This is a genomic window from Mycolicibacter engbaekii, assembly GCF_002101585.1.
GTDB lineage: Bacteria > Actinomycetota > Actinomycetes > Mycobacteriales > Mycobacteriaceae > Mycobacterium > Mycobacterium engbaekii.
The window spans coordinates 78,707-93,839 of record NZ_LQOT01000016.1; the positions used below are offsets into that span (position 1 = coordinate 78,707).

15 protein-coding genes are annotated in these 15,133 nt (G+C 69.5%); 3 read left to right on the forward strand and 12 right to left on the reverse strand.

Features of this window, described 5'->3' with window-relative positions; genetic code table 11:
* Positions 1 to 263: 263 nt before the first annotated feature.
* A complete protein-coding gene (locus AWC02_RS03715; protein WP_085127320.1) occupies positions 264 to 1,241 on the forward strand; it encodes a proteasome assembly chaperone family protein in 978 nt (325 codons plus the stop codon).
* A 13-nt stretch (positions 1,242 to 1,254) separates the two neighbouring features.
* On the opposite strand, the gene AWC02_RS03720 is transcribed toward AWC02_RS03715, so the two are convergent.
* The 3 genes from AWC02_RS03720 to AWC02_RS03730 form a co-directional block, all read right to left on the reverse strand.
* On the reverse strand, positions 1,255 to 1,740 hold the full coding sequence (locus AWC02_RS03720) for a peroxynitrite isomerase (protein WP_085127322.1): 486 nt from the start codon (positions 1,738 to 1,740) through the stop codon (positions 1,255 to 1,257).
* A gap of 35 nt (positions 1,741 to 1,775) precedes the next feature.
* Positions 1,776 to 2,240, reverse strand: a complete 465-nt coding sequence (gene nrdR / locus AWC02_RS03725; RefSeq protein WP_046315443.1) for a transcriptional regulator NrdR — start codon at positions 2,238 to 2,240, stop codon at positions 1,776 to 1,778.
* Between the two features lie 146 nt (positions 2,241 to 2,386).
* Positions 2,387 to 2,887, reverse strand: coding sequence for a LysM peptidoglycan-binding domain-containing protein (locus AWC02_RS03730; protein ID WP_085127324.1), 501 nt, complete (start codon positions 2,885 to 2,887; stop codon positions 2,387 to 2,389).
* A gap of 214 nt (positions 2,888 to 3,101) precedes the next feature.
* Between AWC02_RS03730 and lexA the strand changes: the two genes are divergently transcribed.
* Complete coding sequence (lexA, locus tag AWC02_RS03735) at positions 3,102 to 3,788, forward strand: transcriptional repressor LexA (RefSeq protein ID WP_085127325.1); 687 nt, start codon at positions 3,102 to 3,104, stop codon at positions 3,786 to 3,788.
* Positions 3,785 to 4,000: a DUF1348 family protein gene (locus tag AWC02_RS22415; RefSeq protein ID WP_237160311.1), complete on the forward strand. Its 216-nt coding sequence runs from the start codon at positions 3,785 to 3,787 to the stop codon at positions 3,998 to 4,000. The genes lexA and AWC02_RS22415 overlap by 4 nt, the downstream gene beginning before the upstream one ends.
* 101 nt (positions 4,001 to 4,101) lie before the next feature.
* Here the strand turns inward: AWC02_RS22415 and AWC02_RS03745 are convergent, their stop codons facing one another.
* From AWC02_RS03745 to AWC02_RS03780, 9 genes are all read right to left on the reverse strand, one after another.
* The gene (locus AWC02_RS03745; RefSeq protein WP_237160307.1) at positions 4,102 to 6,078 is read right to left on the reverse strand and encodes an LGFP repeat-containing protein; all 1,977 of its coding nucleotides are present in this window, start codon (positions 6,076 to 6,078) and stop codon (positions 4,102 to 4,104) included.
* A 229-nt stretch (positions 6,079 to 6,307) separates the two neighbouring features.
* The gene (locus tag AWC02_RS03750; RefSeq protein ID WP_085127329.1) at positions 6,308 to 7,468 is read right to left on the reverse strand and encodes an acyl-CoA dehydrogenase family protein; all 1,161 of its coding nucleotides are present in this window, start codon (positions 7,466 to 7,468) and stop codon (positions 6,308 to 6,310) included.
* Between the two features lie 90 nt (positions 7,469 to 7,558).
* Positions 7,559 to 8,890, reverse strand: coding sequence for a DEAD/DEAH box helicase (locus AWC02_RS03755; RefSeq protein WP_085127331.1), 1,332 nt, complete (start codon positions 8,888 to 8,890; stop codon positions 7,559 to 7,561).
* A gap of 214 nt (positions 8,891 to 9,104) precedes the next feature.
* Entirely contained in the window at positions 9,105 to 10,526 is a 1,422-nt protein-coding gene (gene hflX / locus AWC02_RS03760; protein WP_085127452.1) for a GTPase HflX, read from the reverse strand.
* On the reverse strand, positions 10,523 to 11,401 hold the full coding sequence (dapF, locus tag AWC02_RS03765) for a diaminopimelate epimerase (RefSeq protein ID WP_085127333.1): 879 nt from the start codon (positions 11,399 to 11,401) through the stop codon (positions 10,523 to 10,525). Before dapF ends, hflX begins: the two co-directional genes overlap by 4 nt.
* A 4-nt stretch (positions 11,402 to 11,405) precedes the next feature.
* On the reverse strand, positions 11,406 to 12,311 hold the full coding sequence (gene miaA / locus AWC02_RS03770; RefSeq protein WP_085127335.1) for a tRNA (adenosine(37)-N6)-dimethylallyltransferase MiaA: 906 nt from the start codon (positions 12,309 to 12,311) through the stop codon (positions 11,406 to 11,408).
* The gene (locus AWC02_RS21110) at positions 12,308 to 12,976 is read right to left on the reverse strand and encodes a class III extradiol ring-cleavage dioxygenase family protein (RefSeq protein ID WP_109560858.1); all 669 of its coding nucleotides are present in this window, start codon (positions 12,974 to 12,976) and stop codon (positions 12,308 to 12,310) included. The genes miaA and AWC02_RS21110 overlap by 4 nt, the downstream gene beginning before the upstream one ends.
* A 10-nt stretch (positions 12,977 to 12,986) precedes the next feature.
* The gene (locus AWC02_RS03775) at positions 12,987 to 13,904 is read right to left on the reverse strand and encodes a DMT family transporter (RefSeq protein WP_109560852.1); all 918 of its coding nucleotides are present in this window, start codon (positions 13,902 to 13,904) and stop codon (positions 12,987 to 12,989) included.
* A 94-nt stretch (positions 13,905 to 13,998) separates the two neighbouring features.
* Positions 13,999 to 14,877 (reverse strand): DMT family transporter, encoded by an 879-nt coding sequence (locus AWC02_RS03780; protein WP_085127336.1) that lies wholly within the window; start codon positions 14,875 to 14,877, stop codon positions 13,999 to 14,001.
* Positions 14,878 to 15,133: the final 256 nt, after the last annotated feature.

Below are 15,133 nucleotides of genomic sequence, written 5' to 3' on the forward strand. Positions count from 1 at the left end.
GGCGCGTGCCTGCCCCGCCGCACCCCGCGTTGGGGATGAACCGGCGGCTGTGGACAGCTGTTCGGGCGACGCCGCGAATCCATGCGCCGTTGCGCCGCCGTGGGGCCGGCTGCCAGCGCGTTCTCCGGTGAGCGAACGCCGGACACCTGCGGAATTCCGCCGGTGCCCACCGGCGTTGATCACCACAGAGTGCACCGTTTTCCGGTGCGTCCCCCGGTGGGGGAAAATGGCGAGTGCGATCCGCACAACGAGGAGGCAAGACGATGGCCGACCACCCGGACAACGGTCCCGACCGGGACCGGCACTACCAGGCCGAGCAGAGCGGCATGTACGAGCTGGAAGTTCCGGCACCGCAGCTGATGTCGGCCAACGGCGAGGGACCCGTGCTGATTCACGCCCTGGAGGGCTTCTCCGACGCCGGCCACGCGATCCGATTGGCGGCCCGGCACCTCAAGGCCACGCTGGACAGCGAACTGGTGGCGTCGTTCGCGATCGATGACCTGCTCGACTACCGGTCGCGCCGGCCGCTGATGACGTTCAAGGCCGACCACTTCACCCACTACAGCGAGCCCGAGCTGAACCTGCACGCGTTGCGTGACAGCGCGGGCACCCCGTTCCTGTTGCTGGCGGGCATGGAGCCCGACCTGAAATGGGAGCGTTTCATCACAGCCGTGCGCCTGCTTGCCGAGCAGCTCGGAGTGCGACGGACCATCGGCTTGGGCACCATCCCCATGGCCGTGCCGCACACCCGTCCGGTGACCCTGACCGCGCACTCCAACAACCGGGAACTCATCAGCGAGTTCACCCCGTGGATCACCGAGGTCCAAGTGCCGGGCAGCGCATCCAACCTGCTGGAGTACCGGATGGCGCAGCACGGCCACGAGGTGGTCGGTTTCACCGTTCACGTACCCCATTACGTGGCGCAGACCGACTACCCCGACGCGGCTGAGGCGCTGCTCAAGCACGCGGCCCAGAGCGGCGCGCTGGACCTGCCGCTGACCCAACTCCGCGAGGCCGGTGCCGAGATCCGGGCCAAGATCGACCAACAGGTGGAGGCGAGCGCCGAAGTCGCCCAGGTGGTGACGGCTCTGGAACACCAGTACGACGCGTTTGTCACCGCCCAACAGAACCGTTCGCTGCTGTCGCGCGATGAGGACCTGCCGAGCGCCGACGAGCTGGGAGCCGAATTCGAGCGCTTCCTGGCCCAAGAGGCCAAGAAGGATCGCGACGGCGACGAGTGAGCCGCGCCGCCGGCTACGCGGTGCGGCGAAGGGTGGCGGTCAGGTGGTTCTGCGCGGGCTGGCCGACGGCGCCCATCTCCAGCGTGTAGGACAACTCATCGCCGTCGAGCCGGTAAACGCGGCTCAGCGCGGTCACTTCCTTGGCGGTCGGCGCCAGCCCGATCGCGGTGGCCGACAACCGTAGCTCCACGCCGGTGCCGGTGACCGCGTAGCTGCCGACCTCGATCTCGGTGATGCCACTGGGGTGCGCCAGCACCCATTCGATCCGGCCGGGTTGCGGCACCCGCAGATAGCCCGTCTCGGCATGCAGCGGCAGGCCGTCGACCGGTGACCGGGTCTTCTGGCCGTAGACCAGGAATGGCTTACCGACGTGGGAGAACACCACCTCTTCGAGATAGTCGAACGAGGCGATCGTCGGATAGACCCCGAAGCCCTCGCCCGACCAGGTGCCCAACAGCGGTGCCAGCTCCACAAGGTTCGGGTGCAACTGCGGTGCCATCCCGCCAGCGTAATGCGCCCCGGAGCCGGTACGGCTCAATCGGGGCTGGGCATCTCGCGGTGCTCGCGAAGGGACTGAATCTCCCGCTCGAAGTCGGCGGCGGAGGAAAACGACCGGTACACCGAGGCGAAACGCAGGTAGGCCACCTCGTCGAGTTCGCGCAGCGGGCCCAGGATCGCCAACCCCACCTCATGGCTGGGGATCTCCGGTGAACCGGCGGCGCGAACAGCGTCCTCTACCTGCTGAGCCAGCAGGTTCAGCGCGTCGTCATCGACCTGGCGGCCCTGGCAGGCCCGCCGTACCCCGCTGATGACCTTCTCCCGGCTGAACGGCTCGGTGACGCCACTGCGCTTGACCACCGCGAGCACCGCGGTCTCCACCGTGGAAAACCTGCGACCGCATTCCGGACACGAACGACGGCGCCGGATCGCCTGGCCCTCATCGGTTTCGCGGGAGTCCACCACCCGTGAGTCTGGATGGCGACAAAACGGGCAGTGCATCGCCGCTCCTTCGCCGTGCCGAGAACCAGGGCCCTCTGACAGGCGAGGCACCCCGGGCCGTTGAGACCCCTGCGAGCGTACCTGCGCGGCCGGCCGTCGGGGTCCGGCAGTGGCTGCAAGCGGCCCCCGGATCAGCACGGCGGTCCTCAGCCCAACGGCGCGATCAGCGTCTGACCGGCGTCCAGGGCGACCGTCTGAAGGCCGTTGAGTTCGCGGATGCGCTCGATGACCTGCCCGGCCGGCGCGTCAGGTGCCACGCGCGCCGCCAGGTGCTGCAAACTCTCCCCGCTCTGAACACGTACGACACCGAGCCGGTCCGGCACCGCGGCGCTACCGCCGGCGGCGGCCGCGCCGAACTGCGCGATCAGCCCGAGCCACACCGTGATGGCGGCGGCGATCAGGGCGAGCACCACCGTGGTCGCCGGGGTGATGGCCTTGGCGGCCTGCGGCCGGTGCGGCGCGCGCGACATCAGCACCCCGGTGCCACGCTGCCGCAGCGGCGCGCCGCCCGGCCGGGACCGGACCAGACGCGCCGGGCGGGTGTAGACCGGGTGGGCGCGACCCGATGTCCGCGCAGCCCGATGCATCCGCGCAGACTGGCGCCCGACGGGCTCGGCGGTCACGGGGATCGTGTCGATGAGCATCATGTGCGGTTCTCCCTCGCTCGGCGTCGGCGACCCTGTTCGCTCGACTGTTCGAATACTAATCGCTTGTATGTTCGATTTCCGAACATGTGATCGAATCGTTGTCGAAAACATTAGCGAACACCTCCGACAACCTCGCCCAACAGTTCGAACGCCGGCGCGACACACCTCGAACACATGTTTGATTAATCGCAGCTCGGCGACTAGATTCGCCCCCATGAGTGACAGCAGCAGTAGCGCCACGGGGCCGGACTCAGCGCTGACCCCCCGCCAGCGCACCATCCTGAGCGTCATCCGCGCCTCGGTGAACGAGCGGGGCTACCCGCCGAGCATCCGCGAGATCGGCGATGCGGTCGGGCTGACCTCCACCTCCTCGGTCGCTCACCAGCTGCGCACGCTCGAGCGCAAGGGCTATCTGCGCCGTGATCCCAACCGTCCCCGCGCAGTCGACGTCCGCGGCCTAGACGATGTGGCCGGTGCCGCCGAGGCCGCCCCGACCACCGAATTCGCCGGGTCGGACGCGCTGCCCGAACCCACGTTCGTCCCGGTCCTGGGCCGCATCGCGGCCGGCGGGCCGATCCTGGCCGAGGAAGCCGTCGAGGATGTGTTCCCCCTCCCCCGCGAACTGGTGGGCGAAGGAGAGCTGTTCTTGCTCAAGGTCGTCGGCGAGTCGATGGTCGACGCCGCGATCTGCGACGGCGACTGGGTTGTGGTGCGCCAACAGAACGTCGCCGACAACGGTGACATCGTGGCCGCCATGATCGACGGGGAGGCCACCGTCAAGACCTTCAAGCGCACCGGCGGCCAGGTCTGGCTGATGCCGCACAACCCGATCTTCGACCCGATCCCGGGTAACGACGCGGTGGTGCTGGGCAAGGTTGTGACCGTCATCCGCAAGATCTGACCGTCTTCGCGCCCGTCCCACCCTGCGACGCCGCGTCCGCACAACGCAAGGCGCAGGCCGCCGAAGACGCTTGGAACAGCAGGGGTCCGGCGCGCGTGGCACTGGCCCACACCGAGGACTCGCTATGGCGTAACCGCGACGCGTTCATCACCGGCCGCGCGGAGACCGGAGGCCTTCCCCTGCAACGCAAATGGGCCGCCGAGCGCGACTAGAGACCTGTGGTGCTGGGAGGGCAGCCGGATCGCGGTCCGCTACCAGTACGAATGCACCGCGCCCGCCGGCCGAGGCGAATCTGCCTCTGCCGCTGCGGTGATCAGCCGGCCCGCGTGAAGCCGTTGAGCCGCGCGGCCTCCTCGGTGGCGAACCAGATCTCGGCGAGGGTGTCGTCATACAGTGCGTTCTGCGGGGTGTAGTAAAGCCCCGAGCCGATGTTCGCCTTGATCGGGTAGCCGTTCGGCTGCTGGTACGGGTCGTCGAGCGGCAGATGCATCACCGGATGCACCGTTTCCTCGATGCCGAAACCGCGCCCGGACGCGCCGCGGCCAAAGCTGCGCGGCTCCGCGCCGCCGCCGAACCTGTTCGGATCCGCCGGGGTGCCACCGTTGCCCACCGCGTGCCGACCGGAACCGAAGTCCTCGTCGGTCACCGTTCGGGTGGGCGCGGTGTCGGTGTCGTCATCGTCGTCGAGGTGGGCCTCGCTGTCGTTCTCGCCGTAGTGCAGCCACGGCGCATCGGCACTGGTGGACACGGGCAGTTCGGGCTCGGATGGATACGGCGCCGACCCGTACCGGCTGGGCAGCCGGACGGTGCCCTCGAACTCCCGGTGCTCCTCACGGCGCTCCTCGCGGTGCTCCTGGTGCGCCCACTGCTCGTCATCGTCGTCGTGCTCGTCGGCAGCCGGGGCGGGCACCGCGATCGGCGCGCCCGTACGCCCGTTGGCCGGCCGCCGCCGCTGCCACCACATCGCCGCCCCGGCGAGCGCGCCCAGAACCGCCAGCACCGCAACGGGGATCAGCACCCACAGCCAGTTCCACCGGGTCTCCTTGGCGGTGACGCCCGTGGTGGCCTTGCTGCCCTCCGGCAGGTTCATCCCGGGGATCTGCACGCCGGACAGCGATTGCGCCAGCTCGGCCGGATCGGCGCTGAAGGTGTTCGTCGCCTGGTTCCAGGTGATCGTCCCGCCGCTGAACTTCTGCGACACCACATCGCCTTCGACAGTCTGATCGCCCACCGGGACGCCGAGCCGGCCGGTGGCTCCGTCGAGCTTGTCCCAGGCCGCCTTCATCGCGCTGCGCACCACGAAGGCGCCCTTGTCGGGGCTGAAGAAGATCACCGGTTCGTCCTCGGCGGCGAACGCATTGAACTTGCTGCCGGCGGCCGCGCCGTCGGCAGTGCTGGTGATGGGGAAGCCGAGATCGCTGCCGGCCGGCCCGCCCAGGGACTCGTACTTGGCCAGCACGTCGCCTGCGACCGCGTTGGCGCCGGTGACGGGGCTGAAGTAGACCTTGCCGTGCACGAAGTCCTGGCCCGCGCCGCCGTTGTCGCCGATCGGGTACAGGCCGCCCTCCTTGGCGCCCAGCGCGCCGGCCGGTCCGCCGGCGGTGCGCCACGCCTGGTCGATGGCCGCCGCCGGATCCGCCTGGGCCTGCACGTCGGCCAGCTGCGCCGCCAGTTCGGGCGGCACGGTGGTGAAGGTCCGGGTCGCGCTGTCGAAGGAGAGCGCACCGGCGCTGAACTTCTGGGTGACGACGGCGCCGTCGTAGCGCTCGTCCTCGACCGGGACGCCGAGCGCGCCGGTGGAGCTGCCCAGCTTGTCCCAACCGGCGTTGATCGGTCCGCGCACCACGTGCGCGCCGTGCTCGGGCGTCCAGAAGATCACCGGGTTGTCGGCGCCGGACAGGATGGCCACCCGACTGCCCGGAACGAGGCCGGGTACTTCGTCACTGCTGGGGAATCCCAGGCCGTTGTCCGCCGCCCCGCCCAGCGCCTCGTACTTGTCCAGAATCGCACCGTAGAGCGCCTTGGCGCCGGTCTCCGGGGTGAAGAAGATTGTCCCGCCGGCGAAGTCCTGGGCGAACCCGCTACCGGCCGGGTGCACCTCCCCCTTGGGCGGCCCCAGCGGCGAGCCTTCCCCGCCAGCCGTCTGCCATGCCGCCGTGATGGCGTCCTGGGCATCGCTATCGGGTGTTGCGGCGGCGGTGTGCACCGACAACAGCACGGTGACCGTCGCCACGAGGCCGAGCGCCGCGCGCACCGCCGTCTTGCCGAACCGATCTCTCCGACTAGTCACCAGCGCCCTCCCAGGCATCGTTATCGACGCAAATATTTCCGGCATAGACTTTCCCGCAATCCGGCCGAATTTCGAAGCCCAGTATCCGATATTGCGGAAACAGATACCCACCCGATGCTGAAATGATGCCAAACTATCAGCCCTGACGCGAACAAGGGGCGCTACCAAACCTGCAGGTAGCGCCCCTGAGAGCGTCCGCGGGACGCCTCGATGTTCGGTTTTGCCGCGGCTAGACGCCCAGGCTGCGACCGATGATCTCTTTCATGATCTCGGTGGTGCCGCCGTAAATGGTCTGAACGCGAGCGTCCAGATAAGCCCGGGCGACCGGGTATTCGCGCATGTAGCCGTATCCTCCGTGCAGCTGCAGGCAGCGGTCGATCAGGTGCACCTGCTTCTCGGTGGAGTACCACTTGGCCATCGCGGCCTGCTCGACGGTGAGCTTCTTGTCCAGGTGCAGCTTCACGAACTCGTCGACCATCATCCGCACCACGGTGGCCTCGGTGGCCAACTCGGCCAGCAGGAACCGGCTGTTCTGGAAACTGCCGATCGGCTTGCCGAACGCCTTGCGCTCCTTGGTGTACTGGATGGTCTGCTCCAGCACCGCCTGCATCGCCCCGGCGGCCATGATGGCGATCGAGATCCGCTCCTGGGGCAGGTTCTGCATCAGGTAGATGAAGCCCTTGCCCTCCTCGCCGAGCAGGTTCTCCACCGGAACGTGCACGTCGGTGAACGACAGCTCGGCGGTGTCCTGGGCGTCCAGACCGATCTTGTCCAGGTGCCGGCCGCGCTCGAAGCCCTCCATCCCGCGCTCCACGACCAGCAGGGAGAAGCCCTGTGCGCCCTTGTCGGGGTCGGTCTGGGCCACGACGATCACCAGGTCGGAGTGGATGCCGTTGGTGATGAACGTCTTGGAGCCGTTGAGCACGTAGTGGTCGCCCTGGCGTACCGCACGGGTCTTGATGCCCTGCAGGTCGCTGCCGGTGCCCGGCTCGGTCATCGCGATCGCGGTGATCAGCTCACCGGTGCAGAACTTGGGCAGCCAGCGCTGCTTCTGCTCTTCGTTGCACAGTTCCAGCAGGTAGGGCGCGCAGACGTCGTTGTGCAGGCTGAACCCCAGTCCGCTGTATCGGCCCGCGGTGACTTCCTCGGTGATGATCGTGTTGTAGCGGAAGTCCGGGTTGCCGCCGCCGCCGTACTCCTCGGGCACCGCCATGCCCAAGAAACCCTGCTTGCCCGCCTCAAGCCATACGGAGCGGTCGACGATCTTGGCCTTTTCCCACTCCTCCATGTAGGGCGCGGCGTGGCGATCCAGGAAGGCCCGGAACGACTCCCGGAACAGCTCGTGCTCGGGCTCGAACAGGGTTCGCTGGTACTTGATTGCGGCACTCATTGCCTGACCTCCGGTCGACTGATCTTTCCGACGAGAATAGACCAACCGGATGGTTGGTCGCCCGTGGTGGTGGATGGGGGGATCTGCCGCCTACCCGGCCTGGCGCCGGGGGCCGGTGCCGCCGCGGTGCCGGCGCCGGGAGTCGGCAGCCGGAGCCTGCTGCGGGGTACCGCTGCGCCGGCGCCGCGGGCGGCCCGAGCGGGCCGGCGCGGTCGCAACGCGTGCCGGGGCGGCGGCTACCGGCGCGGGCGCGCGCAACGGCGCGACCTCCCCCACCAAGTCGAGCACCGAAACCGAATCGGCGGCCACCTGCTGCGGGGCGACGGTGATGCCGGCGCGGCGCAGCAGCACCTGGGTCTCACTGCGCTGCTCGGGCAGGACCAGGGTGACGACGTCTCCGGCGCTGCCGGCCCGGGCGGTGCGCCCGGAGCGGTGCAGGTAGGCCTTGTGCTCGGCGGGCGGATCCACGTGCACCACCAGCTCGACTTCGTCGACGTGGACGCCGCGGGCGGCGATGTCGGTGGCCACCAGCACCCGTACCTCGCCGTCGGCGAAGGCCGCGAGATTGCGCTGACGGGCCGGTTGGGACAGGTTGCCGTGCAGATCGACCGAGGGAACACCGCTCTCGGTCAGTTGCCGGGCCAGCTTCCTGGCCTGGTGCTTGGTGCGCAAGAACAGAATTCGCCGCCCGGTTCCCGACGCGAGCAGCTGCACCAGTTCCTTCTTCTCCTGCAGACCCGACACGTGGAACACGTGGTGGGTCATGGCCGGAGGAGGCGCGTCGAGCTCATCGACGGAGTGCAACACCGGATTCCGCAGGAAGCGCCGAACCAGCTTGTCCACCCCGTTGTCCAACGTCGCCGAAAACAGCAGTCGCTGACCGGTTTCGGCGGTGGCCGCCAGAATGCGGGTGACTCCCGGCAAGAAACCGAGGTCGGCCATGTGGTCTGCCTCGTCCAGCACACTGATGCGTACGGCGTCCAGCGTGATCAGCCGCTGCTTCATCAGATCTTCCAGGCGGCCGGGGCAGGCCACCACGATGTCGGCTCCGGCGTTGAGCGCAGCCACCTGACGGTTCTGCGACACCCCGCCGAAGACGGTGGTCACCTTCAGACCACTGGCCCGGGCCAGCGGTTCCAGGGTTGCGGCAATCTGGGTCGCCAGCTCGCGCGTGGGGGCCAGCACCAGTCCAGTGGGCGCCGAGGGACGGCGCTTCTCACCGGCCAGCCGAACTACCAGCGGCAAAGAGAAGGCCAGCGTCTTGCCGCTACCGGTCTTGCCGCGGCCCAGCACATCGCGGCCGGCCAGGCTGTCCGGCAGTGTCGCCACCTGAATCGGGAACGGAGCAGCGATTTCGCGCTCGGCGAGCACGCGCACAAGTGCGGCGGGCACACCGAGGTCGGCGAATGAAGGGGTTGTCATGTCATGCCTTTCCGGCATCGGCTGTGCCGCAGCGGTCAACACGAGATGACCGATCCATCTGCAACACAGGGTTGGCGAGATTGCCTGTTGGCAATAGCGATCGCCGCGAGAAGAGCTTTGGAACCGGCTGAATCACGGCCCAATGGCCGCAATGGCGGTGAGTAAGCGTTCCACGACGCGTGATCGCCAGCCTATCGCACGGTGCGCCGAATGCCTAAAGGGCGGCGAATTCCCGCAGACTGGCCGCCAGAGCCAAGGGGACTCGCGCACGGATCCGGGTGCCGCCCTCGCCGTGTTCGGCCAGCTGCACGCGGCCCTGTTCATGCACTCTGGCTACCAAATCACCACGGCCATAAGGGATCACGACATCTACAGCGGTGTCGACGGGCGCCACCAGCTGCCCCATCCGCTGCCGTAACACGTCGATGCCGTCTCCGGTGTGTGCCGAAACGAACACCGCGTCGGGCAGAGCACGGCGCAGCTGCGCCAAAGCCAAATCGCCCGCGGCATCAATCTTGTTGACCACCAGCAGCTCCGGGGCACGCTGGTCGCTGGGCCCTGAATGACGCTCGGCGATGACTTCGGAGATCACCTCGCGCACCGCGCTGATCTGCGCCAATGGTGCTGCATCCGATCCGTCGACCACATGGACCAGCAGGTCGGCGTCGGCGACTTCCTCGAGCGTGGAGCGGAACGCCTCGACCAGCTGGGTGGGCAGGTGGCGCACAAAACCGACTGTGTCGGTGAGCACAAAGTGGCGGTCATCGTCGAATTGGCCACGACGGCTGGTGGGTTCCAGTGTGGCGAACAACGCATCCTGAACCAGTACCCCGGCACCGGTCAATGCGTTGAGAAGGCTCGACTTCCCGGCGTTGGTATAGCCGACGATCGCCACCGAGGGGACGTCACTGTGCCGGCGCCGGCTGCGCTGCGTGTCGCGCACCTGCTTCATGGCCCGGATCTCGCGGCGCAACTTCGACATCCGTTCCCGGATCCGCCGCCGGTCGGTCTCGATCTTGGTCTCGCCGGGCCCACGCAGGCCCACTCCACCGCCGCTGCCGCCGGCCCGTCCGCCGGCCTGCCGCGACATCGACTCGCCCCAGCCGCGCAGCCGCGGCAGCATGTATTGCATCTGCGCCAGCGCCACCTGCGCCTTGCCCTCGGCACTGGTGGCGTGCTGAGCGAAGATGTCGAGGATCAACGCGGTGCGGTCGATCACCTTGACCTTGACCGCCTTTTCCAGCGCGGTCAGCTGCGCCGGCGACAGTTCACCGTCGCAGATCACCGTGTCGGCCCCGGTGGCCAGCACCAACTCCCGCAGTTCCTGGGCCTTGCCGGAGCCGATGTAGGTGGCCGGGTCGGGCCGCTCCCGACGCTGGATCAGGCCCTCGAGCACCTCCGAGCCGGCGGTCTCGGCCAGGGCGGCCAGCTCCACCATGCTGGCGTCGGCCTCGGCCGCGGTGCCCTCGGTCCACACTCCCACGAGCACCACCCGCTCCAGGCGCAGCTGGCGGTATTCGACCTCGGAGATGTCGGCGAGTTCGGTGGACAGCCCGGCGACCCGGCGCAACGCAGCGCGGTCGTCGAGGTTGAGCTCACCGGTGCTGGGCTGCGTCCTCGCGTCGGGATAGGTCACTGGGCCGCCCACCACTGGGGCGCGATCTCGCCCCGGGCCACCAGTTCCGACGGCCCACGCAGGTAGCTGCCGGCCTCGGTGACGGTGACGCTGACCCGCCCGCCCGGGATCTCGACGCACAGCGTGCCCGTCGACGAGCCGGCATAGGCCAGGGCCGCCACCGCGGCCGCCACCGTGCCGGTGCCGCACGAGCGGGTCTCACCGACGCCGCGCTCATGCACGCGCATCCGCACCGCTCCGTCGCGCGGCGCGGTCACGATCTCCACATTCACCCCGTTCGGGAACGCCGTGGTGTCGAACGACACCGGGGCTGCCACGTCGAGGGCCGCCAGCGCTGCCGCGGACAGCTCCGGGTCCACACAGGCCAGATGCGGGTTTCCCATGTCGACGCCCAGGCCGGCGAACCGCTTCCCGCCGACCACCGCCTCGAATGCCGGGCCGGTGCTTCCGAGCAGGTTCGGCTTGCCCATGTCCACGGTGACGTCGGCGTGCACGTCGTCGGCGTGGTGGACGACCACCGGCCGCGGCCCTGCCAGCGTGGCGACCACGAACTCATCGCGGGTGTCCAGGCCGGCAGCCCGCAGATAGTGCGCGAAGACCCGGACTCCGTTGCCGCACATCTCGGCAACCGAACCGTCGGCGTTGCGGTAGTCCATGAACCAGTCCGCGGGCGCCACCGCTTCGGGAAGGCGGTCGAGCACACCTGCCTGCACCGCCGCACCTGCGGTGGTGACCCGCAGCAGACCGTCTGCCCCCAGTCCGCGACGGCGGTCGCACAGGGCGGCCACCGCGGCGGGGGTCAACTGCACCGCCGCGTCCAGGTCCGGCAGCAACACGAAGTCGTTCTGGGTGCCGTGGCCCTTGGCGAAAAGCATGTGCTCAGGATACGTGCCGCACCGCGCTCAACGCCGCGTCGAGCAGGCCGCCGGCGGCGGCGTCGAGCCACTGGATGCGGTGATCGCGCCGAAACCAGGATCGCTGCCGGCGCACGTAGCGGCGGGTGCCGATGAACGTCGGTTCGGCGGCGCCGGCGCCGTCGCCACCGGCCTGCAGGTCGGCGATCACCTGGGCGTACCCCAGAGCCCTGGCGGCCGTGGCTCCCTCGCGCAGCCCCGCCTCCAGTAGGCCCTGGACTTCGGCCACCAGCCCGTTGGCGAACATCGAGTCGGTCCGGGCGGCCAACCTTTCATCGAGAATGGTTGTGTCGCAATCCAAGCCGAGTATCACGGTATTCCAGCGCGGAGTTCCGATGGCGGGCGCCGAAGCGGCGAAGGGCTGACCGGTCAGCTCCACGACTTCCAGTGCCCGCACGATCCTCCTGCCGTCGGTCGCCAGGATCGAAGCGGCGGCGGCCGGATCGACGCCGGCCAGTTCGGCATGCAGGGCAGCGACCCCGACTTCTGCCAACCGCTGCTCGTAGCGGGCACGCACCACCGGATCGGTGGCCGGGAAACACCAGTCGTCGAGCAGGGCCTGCAGATAGAGCATCGACCCGCCGACGATGATCGGGACCGCGCCGCGGGCCATGATCGCCGCCACGTCGGCCGTGGCGGCCTGCTGGTAGCGGGCCACCGTCGCGGTCTGGGTGACGTCGAGCACGTCGAGTTGGTGGTGCACGATGCCGCCACGCTCGTGCGGCAACAGTTTGGCGGTGCCGATGTCCATGCCGCGGTAGAGCTGCATGGCGTCGGCGTTGACGATCTCACCGCCCAGCCGCGCCGCCAGCTCCAGTGCCAGTTGTGATTTTCCGGTGCCGGTGGGTCCGACGATGGCGATCGGCCTCACGGCTGCCAGACCCCCACGAAGTAGCCGACCCCGTACGGCGCGTCGCAGTAGAGCTGCTTGACCGCGCGCGGCGCCGTCCCGGCCAGCCCCGCCAGTGCCGCCAATCCCGCCCGCCCGACGATTTGTGGCGGCAGCCCCGCCAGGGCGGCGACGTCGCCGCCGGCCAGCGCCTCTTCGAGGGCGTGCTGATCTTCGCGGTGTTCGGGGTGGTAGCCGCCGGGTGCGGCCGGCGTCAGCGTGGCGGCACCGTCGGCGAGCACCAGCACGCCCGTGGGCTCGGCCAGCTGGTCCAGCTCGGCGCGCAGCCGCGCCCCGGTGGTCCACGCCGCGCGGGGATCGGCGTTGGAGTACACCACCACCTCGCCCTCCGGGCAGACCTGCCCGCGCACCCAGCCGGCCAGCAACGCGCACAACGGCAGATCAACCACCTGCCGGGCCTTCGGCGACAACCCGACCGTGACATCGGCGCCGAATCCCCCGAAACTGCCCACGCTGTCTGGCCCGAAGACCCCGTCCGGTCCGGCGCCGAGAGCCACCCAACGCCGCGGCAGCAGCGCCGCGGCGCCCAGGGCAGCATTCCGCAACTCGGCGGCTTCGGCGGCGGCGCCGGCCAGTTCGGGCACCAGCACCGGCGCCGACGGCATGATCGCTATCGGTCCCAGCACGGCACCCAAATTAGCTGTTCGACGGCGCGGCCACCGGCGCGGCCAGGTCCGCCCCCGCATCGGCGACGATGGTGGCCGCCTCACCGCGGGCCAGGGCGGCCGTGGCGACCACGACCAGGATCACCCCGGCGATCACCGCGACGTCCTCTGCTCCACCGGCCTGGATCGTCTCGTTGAGCAGCAGCACGCCCAGGGCGGTGGCCACCAGCGGTTTGGCCACGATCATCGTCGGCATGGATGCCGTCAGCGCGCCGGCCCGAAACGCCGACTGCTGGAAGATCATCCCGGCCAGCGTCGCGGCGACCCAGGGCACCAGCGCCGGGGCGCGCAGCACCGCGGCGAAACCGTCGGCCTTGAGCACTTCCACCAGCACCTTGGTCAGCAGGGCGAACACCGCCAGCGACGTCCCGGCCACCACGGCAAGCAGCACTGCGGCGGCCGGCCGGCCGCGGAACATCCGGGCGGCCAGCACGCAGCCGACCAACACCGTCGGCAAGACCACCGCCACGATGATCCAGGTGGCCGCCGGAGCGTGACGTTTGCCTTCGGTGGGATCGCCCACGATCACCACCACCGCCAGCGAGGCGGCCAGCAGGACGGCCCACATCCACTCCCGGTTGGTCACCGGGCGGCGGGTCAGCCAGGCATAGATCGGCAGGGCGAACAGCAGCGCGGTCACCTGCAGGCCGGTCACCAGCATCACCGAACCGACCGCCAATGCCACCGCCTGCAGGGCGTAGTTGGCCACCGCCGCGGCGCCCCCGCCCCACCACCGGGGGTCACGCAGGCAGAGCCGGAACAACTCCAGGTGGCCCACCTGCTGGTCGGTGATCTCCTGCGCGGAGCGCTGCCGGATCACGTCGCCGATCGCGGACGCCAAGGCAGCGCACAGCGCGATCAGCGCCGCTAGGACATTTCCTGTCGACATGGCCCCCTCCTCAGACGGGCAACGATACCCGCAGTCGGCGTTGCGGCCCGGGAGCAAAGCCGACGGCGGTAACCCGCCCGCTGGCCATCCCGCGCTATGTGGCGACCGCCGGGACCTCGGCAGTGGCCGCCTGATCCCGCGAGAGCGCCGCCACCGCGGCGACCAGCGTGCCCACCGCCAATACCAGGATGAAGGCGGCGTCGCGGCCCGGATTGAGCACCTCGCCGAGCAGGACCACACCCAGCGTTGCGGCCACCAGGGGTTCGAGCACCGTGATCGTCGGTAGCGAGGCCGTCAGGGCCCCGGCGCGAAACGCCGACTGCTGGTAAACCATGCCCACCAGGGCCAGAGCTCCCCAGGCATACAGCTCCGGAGCCGTCAGCAGCGCGCGTGGACCATGGCCGATCAGATCGACCACCCCCTTGGTCAACACCGCGAAGATTCCCCAGGCGATGGCCGACACCGCAGCCAGCAGCACAGCCGCGACGGCCCGCCCGGCATAGACCCGTGCTCCGATCACGCACAGCAGCATCGTCGGTGCCAGCACGCCGATCACCCACACCCAGCCGTCCAGCGACGCCCGCGGCTGCCCGGCGGTGGGATTGCCGACGATGATGACCACCGCCAAGGCCGCGACCAGCAGCCCCGCCCACAGCCAGACCGATGGGGCCAGCCGCCGGCCGGCCTGGCGAGCACCCAGCGGCAGCGCGAACAACAGCGAGGTGACCAGCAGTGACTCCACCAGCAGCACCGATCCGAGTCCGAGCGCGACCGCCTGCAGAGCCAGTCCCACCAAGCCCGACACGCTGCCCACCCACCAGCGCCGGTCGGTCAGCAAGCGGGCGAACAATGCGGCGGATCCCACAGCCTGGTCGCCGACACGATGGGCGCTGCGCTGCTGGATCACATCGCTGATCGCGCCGAACAGCGCCGCACCGAGAGCGAACAGCACGGCTACCGTCTCTTTCGCCATGGCCGCCTCCTACCAGTCCGCAGGGAATTTCGGTGGCGATCCGACAGGCTACCGCCCGGCCTATACGGCGGCCCCAGCGTCGCCTCTCCTGCGTCGAGCCTCGCTGAACCGCACCACCCATCCGGCGGCCCCAGCTTCGCCTCTCCTGCGTCGAGCCTCGCTGAACCGCACCACCCATCGGCGGCCCCAGCTTCGCCTCTCCTGCGTCGAGCTTCGCTGAACCGCCGAGTTGGCGGCGGAGTGTGGCGGGTAACTG

Bases quoted from the DNA above. Each gene is read 5' to 3' on its own strand.
- AWC02_RS03750 (WP_085127329.1), bottom strand. From the start codon at position 7,468: ATGAGTGCCGCAATCAAGTACCAGCGAACCCTGTTCGAGCCCGAGCAC.
- dapF (WP_085127333.1), bottom strand. From the start codon at position 11,401: ATGCTTTTCGCCAAGGGCCACGGCACCCAGAACGACTTCGTGTTGCTG.
- AWC02_RS03755 (WP_085127331.1), bottom strand. From the start codon at position 8,890: ATGACAACCCCTTCATTCGCCGACCTCGGTGTGCCCGCCGCACTTGTG.
- nrdR (WP_046315443.1), bottom strand. From the start codon at position 2,240: ATGCACTGCCCGTTTTGTCGCCATCCAGACTCACGGGTGGTGGACTCC.
- AWC02_RS03775 (WP_109560852.1), bottom strand. From the start codon at position 13,904: ATGTCGACAGGAAATGTCCTAGCGGCGCTGATCGCGCTGTGCGCTGCC.
- lexA (WP_085127325.1), top strand. From the start codon at position 3,102: ATGAGTGACAGCAGCAGTAGCGCCACGGGGCCGGACTCAGCGCTGACC.
- AWC02_RS03715 (WP_085127320.1), top strand. From the start codon at position 264: ATGGCCGACCACCCGGACAACGGTCCCGACCGGGACCGGCACTACCAG.
- AWC02_RS03720 (WP_085127322.1), bottom strand. From the start codon at position 1,740: ATGGCACCGCAGTTGCACCCGAACCTTGTGGAGCTGGCACCGCTGTTG.
- AWC02_RS03730 (WP_085127324.1), bottom strand. From the start codon at position 2,887: ATGATGCTCATCGACACGATCCCCGTGACCGCCGAGCCCGTCGGGCGC.
- AWC02_RS03780 (WP_085127336.1), bottom strand. From the start codon at position 14,877: ATGGCGAAAGAGACGGTAGCCGTGCTGTTCGCTCTCGGTGCGGCGCTG.